17 protein-coding genes and 1 pseudogene are annotated in these 17,874 nt (G+C 40.6%); 11 read left to right on the forward strand and 7 right to left on the reverse strand.

Translation table 11 applies throughout. The features are described from left to right. The 9 genes and pseudogenes from cyoB to alr all read left to right on the forward strand — a co-directional run bounded on the left by cyoB (window position 1) and on the right by alr (window position 8,003). Window positions 1-1,992 (forward strand): annotated as a pseudogene (gene cyoB, locus GFH30_RS07395) (cytochrome o ubiquinol oxidase subunit I). A gap of 3 nt (window positions 1,993-1,995) precedes the next feature. Beyond that, window positions 1,996-2,616 (forward strand): cytochrome o ubiquinol oxidase subunit III, encoded by a 621-nt coding sequence (cyoC, locus tag GFH30_RS07400; RefSeq protein ID WP_153371616.1) that lies wholly within the window; start codon window positions 1,996-1,998, stop codon window positions 2,614-2,616. Continuing rightward, a complete protein-coding gene (gene cyoD, locus GFH30_RS07405) occupies window positions 2,616-2,948 on the forward strand; it encodes a cytochrome o ubiquinol oxidase subunit IV (protein WP_153371617.1) in 333 nt (110 codons plus the stop codon). Before cyoC ends, cyoD begins: the two co-directional genes overlap by 1 nt. Before the next feature lie 10 nt (window positions 2,949-2,958). Then, the gene (cyoE, locus tag GFH30_RS07410; RefSeq protein ID WP_153371618.1) at window positions 2,959-3,837 is read left to right on the forward strand and encodes a heme o synthase; all 879 of its coding nucleotides are present in this window, start codon (window positions 2,959-2,961) and stop codon (window positions 3,835-3,837) included. Between the two features lie 300 nt (window positions 3,838-4,137). Further along, on the forward strand, window positions 4,138-4,524 hold the full coding sequence (gene rpsF / locus GFH30_RS07415) for a 30S ribosomal protein S6 (RefSeq protein ID WP_153371619.1): 387 nt from the start codon (window positions 4,138-4,140) through the stop codon (window positions 4,522-4,524). 12 nt (window positions 4,525-4,536) lie between these two features. Continuing rightward, window positions 4,537-4,764 carry a 30S ribosomal protein S18 gene (gene rpsR, locus GFH30_RS07420; protein WP_004648825.1) on the forward strand — a complete coding sequence of 76 codons (228 nt, stop codon included), beginning with the start codon at window positions 4,537-4,539 and terminating at the stop codon, window positions 4,762-4,764. Between the two features lie 9 nt (window positions 4,765-4,773). Next, window positions 4,774-5,220, forward strand: a complete 447-nt coding sequence (rplI, locus tag GFH30_RS07425) for a 50S ribosomal protein L9 (protein ID WP_153371620.1) — start codon at window positions 4,774-4,776, stop codon at window positions 5,218-5,220. Between the two features lie 218 nt (window positions 5,221-5,438). Next, the gene (gene dnaB, locus GFH30_RS07430; RefSeq protein WP_153371621.1) at window positions 5,439-6,881 is read left to right on the forward strand and encodes a replicative DNA helicase; all 1,443 of its coding nucleotides are present in this window, start codon (window positions 5,439-5,441) and stop codon (window positions 6,879-6,881) included. A 51-nt stretch (window positions 6,882-6,932) separates the two neighbouring features. Then, window positions 6,933-8,003 carry an alanine racemase gene (gene alr, locus GFH30_RS07435; RefSeq protein ID WP_153371622.1) on the forward strand — a complete coding sequence of 357 codons (1,071 nt, stop codon included), beginning with the start codon at window positions 6,933-6,935 and terminating at the stop codon, window positions 8,001-8,003. Window positions 8,004-8,051: 48 nt separating this feature from the next. Here the strand turns inward: alr and GFH30_RS07440 are convergent, their stop codons facing one another. The 5 genes from GFH30_RS07440 to GFH30_RS07460 all read right to left on the reverse strand — a co-directional run bounded on the left by GFH30_RS07440 (window position 8,052) and on the right by GFH30_RS07460 (window position 12,249). Further along, window positions 8,052-8,471 carry a BLUF domain-containing protein gene (locus GFH30_RS07440; RefSeq protein ID WP_153371623.1) on the reverse strand — a complete coding sequence of 140 codons (420 nt, stop codon included), beginning with the start codon at window positions 8,469-8,471 and terminating at the stop codon, window positions 8,052-8,054. A gap of 70 nt (window positions 8,472-8,541) precedes the next feature. Further along, window positions 8,542-9,276, reverse strand: a complete 735-nt coding sequence (locus tag GFH30_RS07445) for a proteasome-type protease (RefSeq protein WP_153371624.1) — start codon at window positions 9,274-9,276, stop codon at window positions 8,542-8,544. A gap of 19 nt (window positions 9,277-9,295) precedes the next feature. Next, complete coding sequence (locus tag GFH30_RS07450; protein WP_153371625.1) at window positions 9,296-10,075, reverse strand: transglutaminase family protein; 780 nt, start codon at window positions 10,073-10,075, stop codon at window positions 9,296-9,298. Next, window positions 10,072-10,674 (reverse strand): alpha-E domain-containing protein, encoded by a 603-nt coding sequence (locus GFH30_RS07455; RefSeq protein WP_153371626.1) that lies wholly within the window; start codon window positions 10,672-10,674, stop codon window positions 10,072-10,074. The genes GFH30_RS07450 and GFH30_RS07455 overlap by 4 nt, the downstream gene beginning before the upstream one ends. Before the next feature lie 21 nt (window positions 10,675-10,695). Beyond that, a complete protein-coding gene (locus tag GFH30_RS07460) occupies window positions 10,696-12,249 on the reverse strand; it encodes a circularly permuted type 2 ATP-grasp protein (RefSeq protein WP_153371627.1) in 1,554 nt (517 codons plus the stop codon). 231 nt (window positions 12,250-12,480) lie between these two features. Here GFH30_RS07460 and GFH30_RS07465 point away from each other — a divergent pair, with 231 nt between their 5' ends. Next, complete coding sequence (locus GFH30_RS07465; protein ID WP_153371628.1) at window positions 12,481-13,479, forward strand: helix-turn-helix transcriptional regulator; 999 nt, start codon at window positions 12,481-12,483, stop codon at window positions 13,477-13,479. 474 nt (window positions 13,480-13,953) lie between these two features. Further along, the gene (locus tag GFH30_RS07470) at window positions 13,954-15,624 is read left to right on the forward strand and encodes an FMN-binding glutamate synthase family protein (protein ID WP_153371629.1); all 1,671 of its coding nucleotides are present in this window, start codon (window positions 13,954-13,956) and stop codon (window positions 15,622-15,624) included. A gap of 65 nt (window positions 15,625-15,689) precedes the next feature. On the opposite strand, the gene GFH30_RS07475 is transcribed toward GFH30_RS07470, so the two are convergent. Together GFH30_RS07475 and GFH30_RS07480 are read right to left on the reverse strand one after the other, a co-directional pair. Then, complete coding sequence (locus GFH30_RS07475) at window positions 15,690-16,733, reverse strand: alpha/beta hydrolase (RefSeq protein WP_153371630.1); 1,044 nt, start codon at window positions 16,731-16,733, stop codon at window positions 15,690-15,692. Beyond that, entirely contained in the window at window positions 16,733-17,872 is a 1,140-nt protein-coding gene (locus GFH30_RS07480; protein WP_153371631.1) for a YdcF family protein, read from the reverse strand. The genes GFH30_RS07475 and GFH30_RS07480 overlap by 1 nt, the downstream gene beginning before the upstream one ends. Between the last annotated feature and the right edge of the window lie 2 nt (window positions 17,873-17,874).

Consider the following 17,874-nt stretch of genomic DNA (forward strand, 5'->3'; position numbering starts at 1 on the left):
ATGAGCTTATTAGGTAAGTTAGGTCCAGATGCAATTCCTTACGATCCAATCGTATTGGTTACAGTTGCAATGATGATCTTAGGTGGTCTTGCTGTTGTAGCAGGTATTACCTACTTTAAAAAATGGAACTACCTGTGGACTGAATGGTTCACATCTGTAGACCATAAAAAAATTGGTATTATGTATATCTTCGTATCGATCGTCATGCTTTTGCGTGGTTTCGCCGATGCGATTATGATGCGTCTTCAACAGTTCCTTGCAAAAGGTGGTGGCGAAGGTTATTTACACCCAGAACATTACGATCAGATCTTTACTGCCCATGGCGTAATTATGATCTTCTTCGTGGCAATGGGTCTTGTTGTAGGTTTGATGAACATCTCTGTACCGCTTCAAATCGGTGCACGTGACGTTGCATTCCCATTATTAAACTCTTTGAGCTTCTGGTTATTTGCCGGCGCTGCGGGTCTAATGATGGCATCTCTTGCACTTGGTGAATTCGCTGCAACTGGTTGGATGGCTTATCCTCCACTATCAGGCATTGAATACTCTCCAGGCGTTGGTGTTGATTACTACATTTGGGCACTTCAGGTCTCAGGTCTTGGTACGCTTCTTACTGGTGTTAACTTCTTTGTTACCATCATCAAAATGCGTGCTCCTGGCATGAAACTGATGGATATGCCGATTTTCACTTGGACATCTTTATGTACCGCTGTGTTAATCATTGCATCATTCCCTGTGTTGACTGCAACAATTGCAATGCTTTCTCTTGACCGCTACTTCGGTTTCCATTTCTTCACCAATGACATGGGTGGTAGCCCAATGTTGTATGTGAACTTGATTTGGACTTGGGGTCACCCAGAAGTTTATATCTTGGTATTACCAGCATTCGGTATTTACTCAGAAGTGGTTTCAACGTTCTCTCGTAAAGCGTTGTTCGGTTACAAATCTATGGTGTATGCAACCATCGCGATCACAGTACTTGCGTTCGTGGTATGGGTTCACCATTTCTTCACTATGGGTGCAGGTGCCAACGTTAACGCGTTCTTCGGTATCATGACCATGGTTATTGCGATTCCTACAGGTGTGAAAATCTTCTCTTGGTTATTCACAATGTACAAAGGTCGCATCAGCTTCACCACACCTATGCTTTGGACACTTGGCTTCCTTGTGACTTTCGGTATCGGTGGTTTAACAGGTGTGTTAATGGCAGTTCCACCAGCGGACTTCTTTGGTACACAACTCGTTATTCTTGATCGCTCACTTCCATAACGTAATTATTGGTGGTGTAGTGTTTGCAATGTTCGCAGGTATCATCTTCTACTGGCCGAAAATGTTCGGTTGGAGACTGAATGAAACTTGGGGTAAAGCAGCGTTCTGGTTCTGGTTCTTCGGTTTCTACTTTGCATTCATGCCACTTTATATCCTTTTGGTTTCATGGGTATGACACGTCGTTTGAATACATTTGATAACCCTGAATGGGACCCGTATGTAAACATCGCAATGTTTGGTGCTGTTCTGATTCTATTCGGTATTTTGTGTTTCGTTATGCAAATCGTAGTTGGTTTCTTACAACGCGAACAACGTTTAGATCTTACAGGCGATGCATGGGATGGCCGTACTTTAGAATGGGCAACATCTTCACCTGCTCCGTTCTATAACTTTGCTCACCTTCCTAAGATCAATGGTATTGATACTTTCTGGAATGACAAAGAAGCCGGTATTGCTTATGTAAAACCTACGTCTTATGAAGACGTGCATATGCCGACAAATCGTGCAGCGGGTATCGTGATTGGTCTAATTATCACTGTTATGGGCTTTGCATTAATCTGGCACATTTGGTGGTTAGCAATTGCAAGTTTCGTTGCTGCAATCATCAGCTTCATCGTTTCTTCGTTCACGAAGAAAGTGGACTACTATGTTCCTGCTGCTGAAGTTGAGCGTATTGAAAACGAACGCTATGCGATCCTTGAAAAACACTTGAAGAAGGACTAGGACATGGCTGACGTACTTCATCACGAAACTCATGGACACGATGAACATCATCATCACGATGATACTGACATCACTGTCTTTGGTTTTTGGACTTACTTGATGAGTGACCTTGTACTATTCGGTACACTCTTCATCGCTTTCGCTGTTTTAAGTAGTCATATTCCAGTGGGCACGCCTTCTGCGAAAGACCTCTTTGGTGATTCACTCGGTTTTGTATTAACTGAAACCTTCGCCCTGTTGATTTCTTCTGTAACCTTTGGTTTTGCAGTACTTGCTGCATACAAAAAAGACGTTTCAAAAGTATTAACTTGGTTAGCAATTACTTGGGTATTTGGTGCTTGCTTCATCGGCATGGAGCTTTATGAGTTCTCTCATTTAGTTCACGCGGGTCATGGCCCGAGCACTTCTGCATTCCTTTCTGCGTTCTTTACGTTGGTTGGTACGCACGGTATCCACGTGACTTCAGGTTTGGTGTGGATGATTGTATTGATGATTCAAATCAAGAAATATGGTTTGACTCTTCCAAATACACGTCGTCTAGCGTGCCTAAGCTTGTTCTGGCACTTCCTTGACATCGTTTGGATCTGTGTATTCAGCGTCGTTTACTTGATGGGAGTTCTCTAATGAGTCATGATCATAACGCTGCTGGTGCATCACACGGAAACACAAAACAATATACGATTGGTTTTATCCTTTCAGTATTGTTGACTGTGATTCCTTTCGGCATGGTAATGGCAGGCATGGGCGAAACTAGCCGTGGTCTGGTTATTGCTGTTGTCGCGATTACAGCTGTTGCTCAGATTCTTGTACAATTAATTTATTTCTTGCACATGAATTCATCTTCAGAGCAACGTTGGAACGTGATTGCATTTGTATATACAATCCTATGTATTGCTGTTCTATTGATCGGTTCTGTGTGGATTATGAATTACCTACACTACAACATGATGATCTAAACTGGTCGTCATGCTGAGAAACTATTTATTCCTGACTAAACCAGGAATTCTCTTCGGTAACTTCGTTACCACTTTGGGTGGCTACTTTGTAGCTGCCCAAGGTTCTGTAGATTTCCTTCTCCTGCTGATTACTCTACTCGGTACCACCCTCGTTGTGGCATCAGGATGTGTGGTCAATAACATTATTGATCAGGACATCGACCAGAAAATGCAACGCACACAAAAACGTGCTGTTGTTATTGAAGCTGTTTCCGTCCCTGTTGCTTTAGTTTTTGCTTTAGTTTTGGGTGTGATTGGCTTTAGTATTTTATGGTTTTGGGTAAATGCTTACGCTTTCCTCTTTGCCGTTATTGGTTTTGTTGTATATGTTGGTTTTTACAGCCTATGGACAAAACGAACAACGATTCACCAAACTGTTGTGGGTAGTCTTTCTGGTGCAGCTCCGCCTGTGATCGGTTATACAGCTGTCACAAATCAATTTGACGTGGGTGCATTAATCATTTTCATTGGTTATGCGCTGTGGCAAATGCCACACTCATGGGCAATTGCAGTTTACCGTTTTGACGATTATAAAAATGCAGGCATTCCTATTTTACCTGTGGCTCGTTCAATTTATCGTACCAAAGTTGAATCACTGATTTATGTGATCCTCTTTACGATTTGCATGAATGCGCTATATGTATATGGCTATGCAAATGTTCTGTATTTAATCGTGGTTAATGTACTGTGCTTATACTGGTTATATTTGAGTGTTCTTGGTTTTAAAGCCGAAAATGATCAACTATGGGCGAAAAAGTATTTTCTGTTTTCAGTGATACTGATTACCATCGTCAGTGTATGTTTCAGTTTTACCTCTACTGCACCTAGTGTGGTTCAGGTTATTTTTTAAGAAGATAGAGTTCTACTCTATCTTTTTTTATATCTGCTTTAAATATTCTTAAAATCCCCTTCTCAAATATTCCATTCTTAAAGAAAATCACTTTTGCATTTTCTAAATTTCCAAATGCTATGAAAGTTGTTCAGATTTGATAAAAATCGTTATTGGCTTGAATTTGTCAGTAAAAAGCACTAAAATTCACGCTTCGCTTTTAATAGCGACACAATCTATCAATTGCTATTGCTTAAGGTTGTGACTCCTTGCTTCAATTTAATTATGAATTGGGGCTGCCTAAACCGTAAGGAGCTGACAATGCGTCACTACGAAATCGTACTATTGGTACATCCAGACCAAAGCGATCAAGTTGTGGGAATGGTAGAACGTTACCTAACTCACATCAAAGAAGCTGAAGGTCAAATCCACCGTCTAGAAGACTGGGGTCGTCGTCAATTGGCTTACCCAATTAACAAGATCCATAAAGCTCATTACATTCTTATGAATGTTGAGTGTGGTCAAACGACTCTTGATGAACTTGAAGAATTGTTCCGTTACAACGACGCAATCATTCGTAGCTTGATCATCCGTCGTGAAAATGCAATCACTGAAGAGTCATTGCTTGCTAAAAGTGCTGAAGAAAAGCGTGCGCGTAAAGCTCAACGTGAAGAAGCACAACAATCTCAAGATTCTGCTGAAGCATAAGGAGAACATTAAATGGCACGTTTTTACCGTCGTCGCAAGTTCTGCCGCTTTACAGCTGAGAAAGTTGCGTACATCGATTACAAAGATATCGACACTTTAAAACAGTACATTACTGAAAACGGCAAAATTGTTCCTAGCCGTATTACAGGTACTAAAGCTCGTTACCAACGTCAATTAGCGCTTGCTATTAAACAAGCTCGCTACTTGTCTTTGATCCCTTACACTGACAATCATAAGTGAGGTTGAGCTGTGGATATTATTTTATTACAACGCATTAAAAACCTTGGTAAATTAGGCGATAAAGTTTCAGTTAAAGCTGGTTACGGCCGCAACTACCTTATCCCTCAAGGTCAAGCAGTAGCTGCTACTGAAGCAAACACTGCTGCATTTGAAGCTCGTCGCGCTGAACTTGAAAAAGCTGAAGCTGACGTGTTAGCTGCTGCTCAAGCACGTGCTGACCAATTGAACGAAGTGAACATCGTAATCACTGCTAAATCTGGTGATGAAGGTAAACTATTCGGTTCAATCGGTACTCGTGATATCGCAGACGCATTAACAAATGCTGGTCTTACTGTTGACCGTGCTGAAGTTCGTCTTCCAAATGGCGCACTTCGCAACACTGGTGAATTCAACATCGCAATCCAATTGCACCATGATGTTGTTGCAGAAGTTCTCGTTACAATCGTAGCTGAGTAATTTCTCACCCGAAAAAGAGCATGCATTCGCATGCTCTTTTTTTATCTGTATAAAATCATCAAAGCCATACCTGTCTAAAAATTATTATTTTGTCCGCTTAAATTAAAAAAATAGGCTTCGCATTTTTTTATAGAGCGCGTATGATTTCCATTCGTAGTGAATAAAAGCTATTCATCTCCGATAATGTTTAACCATTGTATTTAAAATCAGGGATTTATATGTCACAGGCGAATGCCAGCAAAAAGCAGAACAACGCTAAAGCTGAAACCAATATCGAGAATTCGAGTCTCAAAGAGTTTCGCACCCCACCCCACAATTTAGCGATTGAACAAGCTGTACTTGCTGCATTAATGACCGTTGCCGAATCTTTCGAGCAAGTCGGTGATGTGCTGACTGAAAATGATTTTTATGCAACCCGTCATAAATATATTTTCCGAGCAATTGATCAGCTCTCAAAAGAAAACTCACCTTATGATGCCGTATTGGTGAATGACTGGCTCATTAAACAAAACTTACTTGAAGCCGTGGGTGGTGAAGAGTATTTAATGCAATTGATGGCAGATTCTCCATCAAGTTTCTATAACTTAGAAACCTATGCCGGCAAAATCAAAGAATTTGCGACGTTGCGTAGCATGATTAAAGTCAGCTCTGAAATTTTACAAAATGCCTATGACACTAAAGGTCGTCCGGTCAGTGAAATTCTAGATTTAGCTGAAACTAATATTTTCTCGATTGCAGAACAACATAATAATAATGCCAAAGCACAAGGTCCAAAACCGATTAACTCGGTTGTGGCAGATGTATTTGATAAATTAAACGAACTGTCGCAAATGGAAGGCAGTATTACCGGCTTAACCACAGGTTTCGTCGAATTAGATAACAAAACCTCAGGTATGCAATCCGGTGATTTAATTATTGTTGCAGCACGTCCATCGATGGGTAAAACCACATTTGCCATGAATTTGGTGGAAAGTGTCTTATTTAACAACAATCTACCTGCCCTTGTCTATTCAATGGAGATGCCCGCTGACTCCATCGCAATGCGTTTGATTTCATCGTTTGGTCGTGTGCATCAAGGTCATTTACGTTCGGGTAAAATGGACAGTGATGAATGGTCAAAAGTGACCAGTACCATTGTGCACTTACAAGAAAAAAATCTGTATATCGATGACTCCTCTGCACTGCCGCCAACGGAATTACGTTCACGTGCACGTCGTATTGCAAAAATGCATGGCGGTAAATTGGGCTGCATCATGGTCGATTACCTTCAGCTCATGAAAGTACCCGGCATGGGCGATAACCGTGTGGGTGAGATTTCGGAAATTTCTCGTAGCCTAAAAGCACTGGCAAAAGAAATGCAATGTCCGGTCATTGCTTTATCACAGTTGAACCGTGCACTGGAAAACCGCCCCAATAAGCGCCCGGTGATGTCAGATTTGCGTGAATCTGGTGCAATTGAGCAGGATGCCGATTTGATTATGTTTATTTACCGTGATGAGGTTTATAACAAAGAGTCAAAAGAAGCTGGTACTGCTGAAATTATTATTGGTAAACAACGTAACGGACCGATTGGTACTGTTCGTTTGGCCTTTGAAGGTCAATACACCCGTTTTAGTAATCTCTCACCTGAGTTTTATGCTCAGTATGATGATGAAGATTAATATTTTAAACTTCATTATCTGTTTCTCACCTTCCCGCTAGGAGTATTCAAGGTGCGTCAAGCTACAGTTTATATTGACAGTGCAGCACTGCAATATAATTTAAACCGTGTCAAACAACTTGCCCCAACAGCTAAAATCGTCAGCATGGTCAAAGCCAATGCTTACGGACATGGAGTTAAAGACTGCCTAGCAGCCTTAAAAGACAGCGATGCTTTTGGTGTCGCCTGTTTAGAAGAAGCACTTGAAATTCGTGACTTAGGCTATTTACAACCTATTACCCTGATTGAAGGCATTTTTTCATCTGATGAAATGCAAATCGTGATTGATCAAAAGATTGAATGTGTCGTTCATCATCAACAGCAACTTGATTGGCTGATGGCGCATAAAGATGCGTATATTGCACAAAATCTAAAAGTTTGGGTCAAACTTAACAGCGGTATGAACCGTCTTGGTTTCAAAATTCACGAAATTAAAGATGTCATCAACACATTAAAAGCTGAAGGCTTTACCTGTGTTTTGGCGATGCACTTCGCCAATGCTGATGCCGATCACCCTCTGAATGATGAGCAAATTCGTCAGTTCTTAGAAGTGAAAAATGATTGCGCCCCACTCATGGGCTCATGCTGTAATTCTGCAGCAATTTATAAATATCCTGAACTGCATTTTGATTATGTACGTCCCGGCATTATGTTATACGGTGCAACGCCTTTTGCAGACCGTTCAGTGGCGGACCTCGATCTAAAACCTGTCATGACATTTACAGCAGAAGTGATTGCTTTAAATGATATTCAAGCGGGCGAACATGTCGGTTATGGCTCTACATTTACAGCTGAAAAAGATATGACCTTAGCAATTGTATCGATTGGTTATGGCGACGGTTATCCACGTGCCTTCCCGAAACAAAACTATGTCGCAATTAACAGTCAGCAAGTCCGTTTAGTCGGTCGTGTTGCCATGGATATGATTGCCATTGATGCCACCGGACTTAACCTACAACTTGGTACAGAAGTTGAACTTTGGGGTAAAACACGTCTTGTTGATGATGTGGCTGAAGCCAACGGTACGATTGGTTATGAACTACTCTGTCGTATGAGTAGTCGTCCAGTACGTATTCCTCAGTAATCATAGAAACAAAAAAAGCCCAACATATGTTGGGCTTTTTTTTGCAACTTATGCGGCTTCTTGCTCTTGTTGTACCAATTCATTCAAAAACAAATCCACATGATGCTGTTCAAATTCGTACGGCTTAAATTCATCAAAGCCCATACGCTGACACAAAACTTGAATGTCACTACGCTTTGATACGTATTTCATTGACCATTCACTAAACTTTTGTACCTCGATGTCTTTAATTTCAAATAAACGAATATTTTCATGACGCGGATCTTTATAGAGTTTTTCAAGTAACATCTTTAATTTTTCAGCATCTCCCTCAAGACATTGAAAAAAATAGCCATCGGAAAAATACAACACACCATTAATCTGGTTTAAGGTATTGAAATTGCGTGCTTCACTTAAAATATTGGTTAAATCGGACAATAAATCCGCTTTTTTCGATTTACTTTGACTGACATAACAAAGTTGTTGCATGGTTACCTCACATCATTGTTTTTATAGGTGAAACTTAGTGTAACCAAATTTAACGGACTTAGATACGTTGTTAATTAAAGTATTCTTCTGTCGGGATAGGCAATTCTTGTAAACCTTTTTTCAGCAATTCAGACCATTGTCGACTAATCGTATTGAAATATGAATCATCTTCAGAGATACGCTTGCCTTGAGGCAACTCAAGACTATCACGATGATAAACCAGCACATCGAGTGGCATACCCACCGAAACATTCGAACGTAAAGTGGATGCAAATGAAATCAGCGAACATCTTAAAGCTTCATCTAGCGGCATTTCAAAACTCAAAGCGCGATCTAAAATCGGCTTGCCATATTTACTTTCGCCAATTTGAAAATACGGCGTATCTCGCGTCGCACAAATAAAATTCCCTTGCGGATAAATATTATAAAGCTGCATATCTTGATCTTTAATTTGTCCACCCACCAACAAACTACAATAATAATTGCTTTGTTCCATGGTGTCCGCAGTGACATTTTCAATAACTTTTTTGAGGGTACTTCCAATCAATTCAGCTACATCAAACATGGTGTGTAACGACAGAATATTGGGCTCCTGTCGCAATTCAAGTTGATTTTTAATATGCCCAATCACCGCTTGGGTCGTTGCTAAGTTTCCTGAAGCCTGAATGACAATGAGGCGCTCTCCCGGAATACCGAAAGTGTATAACTTACGAAAAACAGAGATATGATCCACACCCGCATTGGTACGTGTATCACTAATAAAGACCATACCTTGCTCTAAGCGAAGCGCACAACAATACGTCATTTTTAACATTCCTTCGAAACTAACAACTGAGTACTTGAACGATGGAATGCATCGATTCCACACCGCCCTTGTCTCTCACACCGCGTACGGGTGCAACATCCCAATAATCACGACCAATCGCCACATAGACATGTACAGACGGCGTAAACAATTGATTACTGACATCAAAACAATACCATGCTTGGTCTATAAATACCTCAGCCCATGCATGACTTGCAAGATGCGATACATTTTGTGCATATAAATATCCAGAGACATAACGCGCAGGCAAGCCTAAATATTTACACATCGCAATAAAGATATGACTGTGATCCTGACAGACACCCTGCCTTGACTGAAATGCATCAATCGCTGAACTCTGCACAGAACTGCTATTCGATATATAAGGAACATGAACCAAAATTGCAGCAGCCAATCCAATCAAGGATTGTCGATTTAACGTTTTTACATGATGGTCAGCAAAGGCTTTCATCTCGCTATTACATGCTGTGGTGGGTGTCGGCTGTAAAAACAACATCGGATGCAGATTGTCTTGCATGCCGACATCTAAGTCTGTATTTAATTCAATAATACCCTGCGCCATGATGGTCAAATGCTGATAAGGCTGACGCTGAGTACTGGTCATCCATGTATTTCCAAAGGCATCTTTCATCATCTGTTTTTGACCGGGAACACTCACATGCCAATGCTCGACACGCTGATGCTGATTTTGCATTGGTGTCATTTTGATGTACTGAATACTGCTTAAAACGTCCATGCTATAGCTGTAATGGGTTTGATGATTCACCATCAATTTCATACTTCAGCCTCAAACATATGATGAATGTAGTCACTAAATTGATAAAAATGCATTAAATCGGGAGCGGCACGAAGTTTCTGCCAATATTCTTGTAGATTTGACCAACCCATCCCGACTAAGGTATCGACTACATCATCAATTTTAGCCACAGTCACATGCGATGCTTCATTAAAGCGAAGAGCATGATCGAGTTGCTCTAAACACTGACCTAAACTAAAGAACAAAAATAAATCTGCGGATTCAGCTTCCAATACATCTTGACAGTCATTCACCACATCACAGATATAACCGGTATTTTGATCGGCATTTCGAATCAGTTGAATAAGTTCTGCATAAGCAGATGCAGATAAAACACCACGTAGCTCATGAATATTGGCTTTTGCTGTTTGGAATTGTTGCGTAAATGACGCAGGTTGCGTGGTATCTAATACCAAGGCATTTAATGAACTTGCATCAAATGCGGGTAAACAAAAGGCATGCGCATAAGCAATAGCATCTTCATCTTTAGCAAAAGGAAAATGAGCACATAAAAACTGTGTACGTGCCAAATAACGACCTAACCAAAAAATATGCTGTGCATTAGAGTTTAATAAAACCATAACAGAGTCCTTTTGGTATTTTTATGAATGTAAATTATCGATGATCCATGTGTCTTTGATGCCACCACCTTGGGACGAGTTGACCACTAATGAACCTGCCTGCATCGCCACACGAGTCAGACCACCCGGTACAATCTCGGTACGATACGGTGAACTCAGCACAAAGGGACGCAAATCAATATGACGTTCTGCTACACCATGTGCACTGATGGTTGGGCAAACTGAAAGCTCCAAGGTTGGCTGTGCAATATAGAGCTCTGGAGAAGCAATGATTTTCTCTCTAAAGGCTTCAATTTGCTGTGCGGAGGCTTGCGGACCGATCAACATACCGTAACCCCCTGAGCCTTGCGCCTCTTTCACCACAAGCTGTCCAAGATGATCTAAGACATATTCCAAATCTTGGGCTTCTCGGCACTGGTAAGTCGGCACATTTTTTAAAATGGCTTTTTCACCTAAGTAGAATTCAATCATTTTATCCACGTAAGGATAAATCGATTTGTCATCAGCGACACCTGTACCGGGTGCATTGGCAATGACCACGTTGTGTTGCAGATATACTGACATTAAGCCTGGCACACCTAAGGTACTGTCAGGCTTAAAGCATAATGGATCAAGATAAGCATCATCGACACGTCTATAAATAACATCAACTTGTTGGCGACCGCGTATGGTTTTTACATAAACTCGAGAATTTTCAACAAATAAATCACGTGATGTTACCAAAGGTACATCCATCTCTTTGGCAAGAAACGCATGTTCATAGTAAGCACTATTAAAACGACCCGGCGTCAATACGACAATAAATGGCTTATCGACATACGCATTTTCAGTCAAAATCTCTTTGAGTAATTGTGGATATTGTTCAATGCCAGAAATATGTGTTTGCTCAAATAATTTTGGCATTAATTTTTGGCTAATTTTGCGGCTTTCAAGCATATAAGATACACCCGACGGTGTCCTTAAATTATCCTCAAGCACATAGCACTCACCTTTGGCATCGCGAATAATATCGATCCCGCTGATTTGGCTATAAATGCTGCCCTTTAAGCTATGCTGATACATATGGGGTTGATACGCTTCATGCGTCAGCACTTGCAGTTCAGGCACAATATTGGCTTTTAAAATGTCTTGTGAATGATAAATATCATGTAAGAATAAATTGAGTGCGCGCACACGTTGTGAACACCCCAAAGCAATAGTATCCCACTGCTTACGTGCCATAACACGTGGAATCACATCAAAAGGAATCGTTCGCTCAGTGCCTTCCTCATCACCATAAACCGTAAAGGTAATACCTTCATATAAGAAATGATCTTTTGCTGCCTGATTCAGCGCCTTTAATTCCTCTAAAGTATGCTGTGACAACCATTCTTCTATTTTCTGCCCTGCCTGACCGAGCATCGCTTGATCATCACGCATTTCATTAAAAAATAAAGATGAAAACTGCTGAAACAAGACATGTGACTTTTTCGTGGTCGAATGAACACGATCCGTTGAATCCGTAAAATGATGTTCAGTTTTATTAAAGTTATCAATCGTTGGCGTGATATTTGTATCCAGGTTCTCTTTAAGCATACAAACCTCAGTTGTTATAAATTTGTGTTTTAAGTACAGCAATATTTGTGCCACCTAAAACAAGCACCTCACTCTATTAGGCAGTGCCCTTGTCTACAACTCAATGTAGTTTTTGCTTCAACATGTATCAAAATATAGCAATGTGACCGCAATAAACCTTGCTAAAGCACTGAAGTTTTTTTATTGTGGTGAACATTGATGTTTCACTTCCTTCATTGTTAGCTTTAAATTATGTCATCACAAGAAAAAGAAACCTCCAACAGCCTGTATCGCCAATGGCAAATTTTGTCTCGTTTAAGTACGGGCAAATGGATGGGTACACGTGAATTACAAGAAATTTTGGTTCGTGAAGGCGTGGATATTAGTTTGCGTACCATCCAACGTGATTTAAATCAAATCGCGCAGCGTTTTCCTATTGAAAGCAGTAAGACTACTCCACAAGGTTGGCGTTGGCGTTCTGATGCACCCATTCAAAGCTTGCCGCATATGACCAGTTCTCAAGCGGTGACCTTTATGATGGTGGAAGAACATCTTAAGCATTTATTACCACCTAGTCTGATTGATGAAATGAACCCGTGGTTCGATTTAGCACGACGTAGCCTATCGACCCAAAATAATGTGCGTCAATGGATCAATCGCGTGCGTATTGTACCTGCCAATCAACCTTTGATTCCTCCGGTGGTGGAACGTGCTGCTCAGCAAGCAATTTATGAAGGCTTATTACAAGACAAACAACTTGAATGTATTTATCAAGGTCGCGGACAACATAGTGAAGAGAAAACCTATATTCTAAACCCTTTGGCTTTAGTCCAAAAAGGATCGATTATTTATTTGGTATGCACGCGTCACGATCGTTCAGATATCCAAACCTTTGCCTTACACCGCTTTAAATCCGCCACAGTGTTAAATACACGCGCATTGCATCCGGTGAATTTTGATATTGATGAATATATTGATTCAGGTGCTTTGGGCTTCCGTGTCGACTTCAATCAGCCTACTGAAAATATCACCTTAAAATTACATATGAGTGAAGCCGATGCTCACTATTTTGAGGAAAGCCAACTGAGTCTTGATCAATCTATTGAGAAATTAGAGGATGGTATGGCACTCATTACCGCAACTGTACCCTATACCTCTCAACTCATTTGGTGGCTCAGAAGCTTTGGTAAAAAAATTCGACACATTGAACCTGAACAAGTTGCAAATATGGTGAATCAAGTCGATGAATAAATTAAAAAAAGTCCCATAAAGGGACTGATAATTTGTGATTATATTTTTGTAATAAGACTGTCTAATCGGTGAAAATTTACAGCATATTTTAATGTTATGCATTTAAGATTTGCAGCTTTAAAATATGCTGTCCGTTGCTGAGCCATGAACATGCGCAAACTCACGAACATGCTAAGTCTGCGCGATTAAAACGAATGGATCTCATGGTCATCTATTCAACTCCTTTGCTGTGGGAACCTGTTTAATCTAATCCAATGTGAAACAGCTGTGAAATAACAACAATGCATGTGTTTTGCTGAAATGATGTTTAAGAAAATTTTGGCTATGTTTAGATTATTCGAATATAAAACAATCCAATAATTATTTAAGTCACAACTCAAGTTAACGACGAACAACAATTTTTTACTTGTATCAAAGTCTTAGCCGATGCACATTGAACAGAATGATCAATAAAAAATCGGATTTAACTTTACAATGGCAAACCCAGCTCAGCTTACACGGCATAAATTACTTAACACATTCTTCTCTCGGCATTCCGTTTGGTTTGCCTGCATTTTTATTGCTTTGCTTTTTACTTTATTTCACGTCGGCTATTCGCCACGTTATATCTACCATTTTCTGCCTGAAACCTTAGTCAATTCACTGTGGATTATTACGGGTATATTAAGTCTTGTTGGTCTATATGATGTTCTACAAAATAAACATTCAATTTTAAAGAACTACCCAATTATGGGACATTTTCGCTATATTTTTGAAGAGTTTAGACCCGAAATTCGTCAGTATTTCATTGAATCAGATCAGGATGCCTTACCTTTTTCGCGTATGCAGCGTAGCCTCGTTTACCAACGTGCCAAAAATGAAAATGCCGATAAGCCCTTTGGTTCGATTATTGATGTTTACCAACATGACTATAAATTTGTAAGTCATTCTATTACCCCTGCAAAACCTGCCAATATTGATACCTTTCGGATTCAAATTGGTAATGATCAATGTCGCCAACCTTACAGTTCATCCATTTTAAATATCTCTGCCATGAGCTTCGGGAGTTTAAGTGCGAATGCGATTCGCGCCTTGAATTTAGGCGCAAAAATGGGCGGTTTTTATCATGATACGGGTGAAGGTAGTATCAGTCCGTATCATTTAGAAAATGGTGGGGATATCGTCTGGGAACTTGGCAGCGGTTATTTTGGTTGCCGTACGCTTGATGGACAGTTTGATCCCGTTAAATTTGCAGAACAAGCCGCATTACCGCAAGTAAAAATGATTGAACTAAAAATGTCTCAAGGTGCTAAACCCGGACATGGTGGAATTTTACCTAAAGACAAAATATCGGAAGAAATTTCACAAATTCGTGGTGTCAGCCGAGAGGAAGACTGTATTTCACCCTCAAGTCATCCAGCATTTAATACCCCATTAGAAATGATGCATTTTATTCAGCAGCTACGTGAACTCTCAAATGGTAAACCCGTCGGCTTTAAATTATGTCTGGGGCAACCGTGGCAATTTATGAGTATTGTCAAAGCAATGCTTGAAACCAACATTGTGCCCGATTTTATTGTAGTGGATGGCTCTGAAGGGGGTACAGGTGCAGCGCCCATTGAACTGATTGATTTTGTAGGCACGCCGCTTCGTGAAGGTTTGCTCTTTGTGCATAATACCCTTATTGGTGCAGGTTTACGCGATCAGATCAAACTTGGTGCAAGTGGTAAAATTATTAGTGCATTCGATATTGCCAGTACGCTTGCGATTGGTGCGGACTGGGTCAATTCTGCACGTGGCTTTATGTTTGCTGTCGGCTGTATTCAAGCGCAAAGCTGTCATACCAACCAATGCCCTGTGGGTCTCGCGACCCAAGATGTTGATCGCCAAAAAGCGGTTCATGTTCCAACCAAGGCTGAACGCGTGTTTAACTTCCATAAAAATACCTTAGGTGCGCTGTCTGAGTTGATCGCTGCCGCGGGGGTTGAACACCCTTCACAAATTAAAGCGCATCATTTGGCACAGCGAATTAACAGCCATGAAATTAAAAATTATGCACAGTTACACTTCTGGTTAAAGGATAAAGAATTATTGAATTGTGAAAATATTGATGAAGATAATTTTTATTATCGAATGTGGAGCTTAGCCCAAGCCGATAAATTCTAATTCAATATAAGCATATAAAAAAAGCGAAGGTTATCCTTCGCTTTTTTTACATCAATGACATTACATTAGTAATAAACTTTTGACCCATGCGCATGTAGAAATGCAGGAATCAGTCCTGTCAATGCAGCACGAATATCTGAACGCTCGTTAATGAGTTGATGTGACCCTTCCTCTAACATCAATAACGTCTGTAAGCGAAATTTACGTCGAATAAATTCAATGTTATAACGCCAGTCTACGGTTTGATCCTGTGCACCTTGTGCTAACCATACTGGAATTCGGCATGCGGGGCGCGCTTCCATTTCCTGCATCCATTTCGACATGGCTAAAATCCAATCCATACCCATCATACGGGGTTGCAGTGGATCCTTCAGGCGGACAAAGCGTAAAAACTCAGGATTATGATTATTGCGACGGAAATGACGCGGCACTTCACGCTTAATACGGCGAATAATGCCCAAACCGACCGAGTTATGCCACCATGCAGTTTTTGCTGGGCGAATCAGTGGCGATAACAGAAGTACGCGATCAACAAAGGGATTTTCACGTCGTTCAGCAAATTCAAGTAAATGATGCATCCAAATCGCACCACCAGTACTTTGCCCAATCCCGAGCCAAGGCTTAGGTAACTGTGTCGCCTGCCGTACATAGCGATGTACCGCATGCAAAACTTGCTGATAATGATCAAAGTTTTGAATACTGGCAGGTGAACCATCACTTAAACCATGTCCCGGCAAATCAAAGGTTAGTACACTAAAACCTTGATCAATTAACTCTTGCACAATCGGCTGATAAATCCCGCTATGCTCTAAGTAGCCATGCAGTAAAAATACCGTGCCTTTTACTTTCTCAAAGGGCAGTTTTTCAAGCAATGGCTCAAAGACTTGTACATGAATCTTAAACAAAGGCATTTGGACAAAGCCTTGCCAATGTTTGCAATTTAATCCCTCAAAACCATATAACTTACGATAAGCTTGCAGTTCAACTGAAGGTGCATCTAAACGGTTTAAATTTAAGGCTTGTAACACTTGTGGTGTAACATCACGACTTGGAACAGGCAGGTCGAGCTGTTTGAGAATGGTCGGATTTAAAAATGGAATATCTGACATTAAGGTACCTCTCGACAGTCGGTCGAACCAAACCACATATCACGAATAGTGGCTAACATTTCATAATTAGCACGGCGGCTATGGTCATAATTGTGTACGCTTGGACGCCATGCAGTCAAAGCACTCGGCATCGGTGCTTCAACAGGGATGGTTTGAATCCCATTTAAAGCAAAAAGACGGCGTGTACGTGGCATATGATAACGATCCGTAATTAAAATCACGGTCGGTGCACCACCTTTTTTCTGCAACAACAATGAACTAAACCGGGTATTTTCACAGGTGTTCATGCTGCGGTCTTCGAGTAACTTGGCATCAACATCATAATTTTTCAGCCAACGTTGCATATACGGTGCTTCAACCCCACTCAGCACAATCGGAAGACGATATTGCTTCTCGACTTTTAAGGTGGTTTCTAGGCGCAGACGGGTGTAATCGTTGACGATAATATCTTCGCCATTGTCATGTAAGGTCAAGCCACCACCAAGCACCACAATCGCATAGGGCTGAGATACTGCTTGATCTTGCGTTTGAGCTGTTTTATTGGCGTAAATTTCAGATGCTGCATCAATATCTGAGGCTGCATTGCTGATCGCTGCTTCGTATTCAGATAAATCATGCATGGTTAAAAATTCAGTATATTGATCAATCTGTTCTTTATTTTCAGAACTGTTCCAATTTAATAATTCAACAACATTTTGACTTGGATCAATAGGTGCTTGCTGGTTATTTTTAACCAACAATGGGACTTGTATATTTTCTTTTTGCGCTTGCGCTTTTTCTTCTTGTTCCTCACGTTGCAGATTCAACAACTGTTCTTGAAGAATTTTATAGCGTGCTTGAATTAAAGTGATATTTTCCGAACCATGTTCCGAAATATCTTGTTCCATGACTTTTAAATATGCCTGACGAGCAATCCATAAATCTGAGCCTGGTTCTAAATTTTCATTTTCACTTAAAGCAGCTTGCTTTTGACTTTGTGCCGCAATTTCATTCACTTCAAAAGGCACAAAGGTATTCAGCCCTTTTACCACCAAACGAGAATAAAAGGGCGAATATAAAAACACCAAAAAACAGCCGAATAGCACAAATAGCACCGAAATGTATTTGACTAGACGAACCATCCAATGGGTATCATTCATGC

It is taken from the genome of Acinetobacter wanghuae (genome assembly GCF_009557235.1).
GTDB classification, from domain to species: Bacteria; Pseudomonadota; Gammaproteobacteria; order Pseudomonadales; family Moraxellaceae; genus Acinetobacter; species Acinetobacter wanghuae.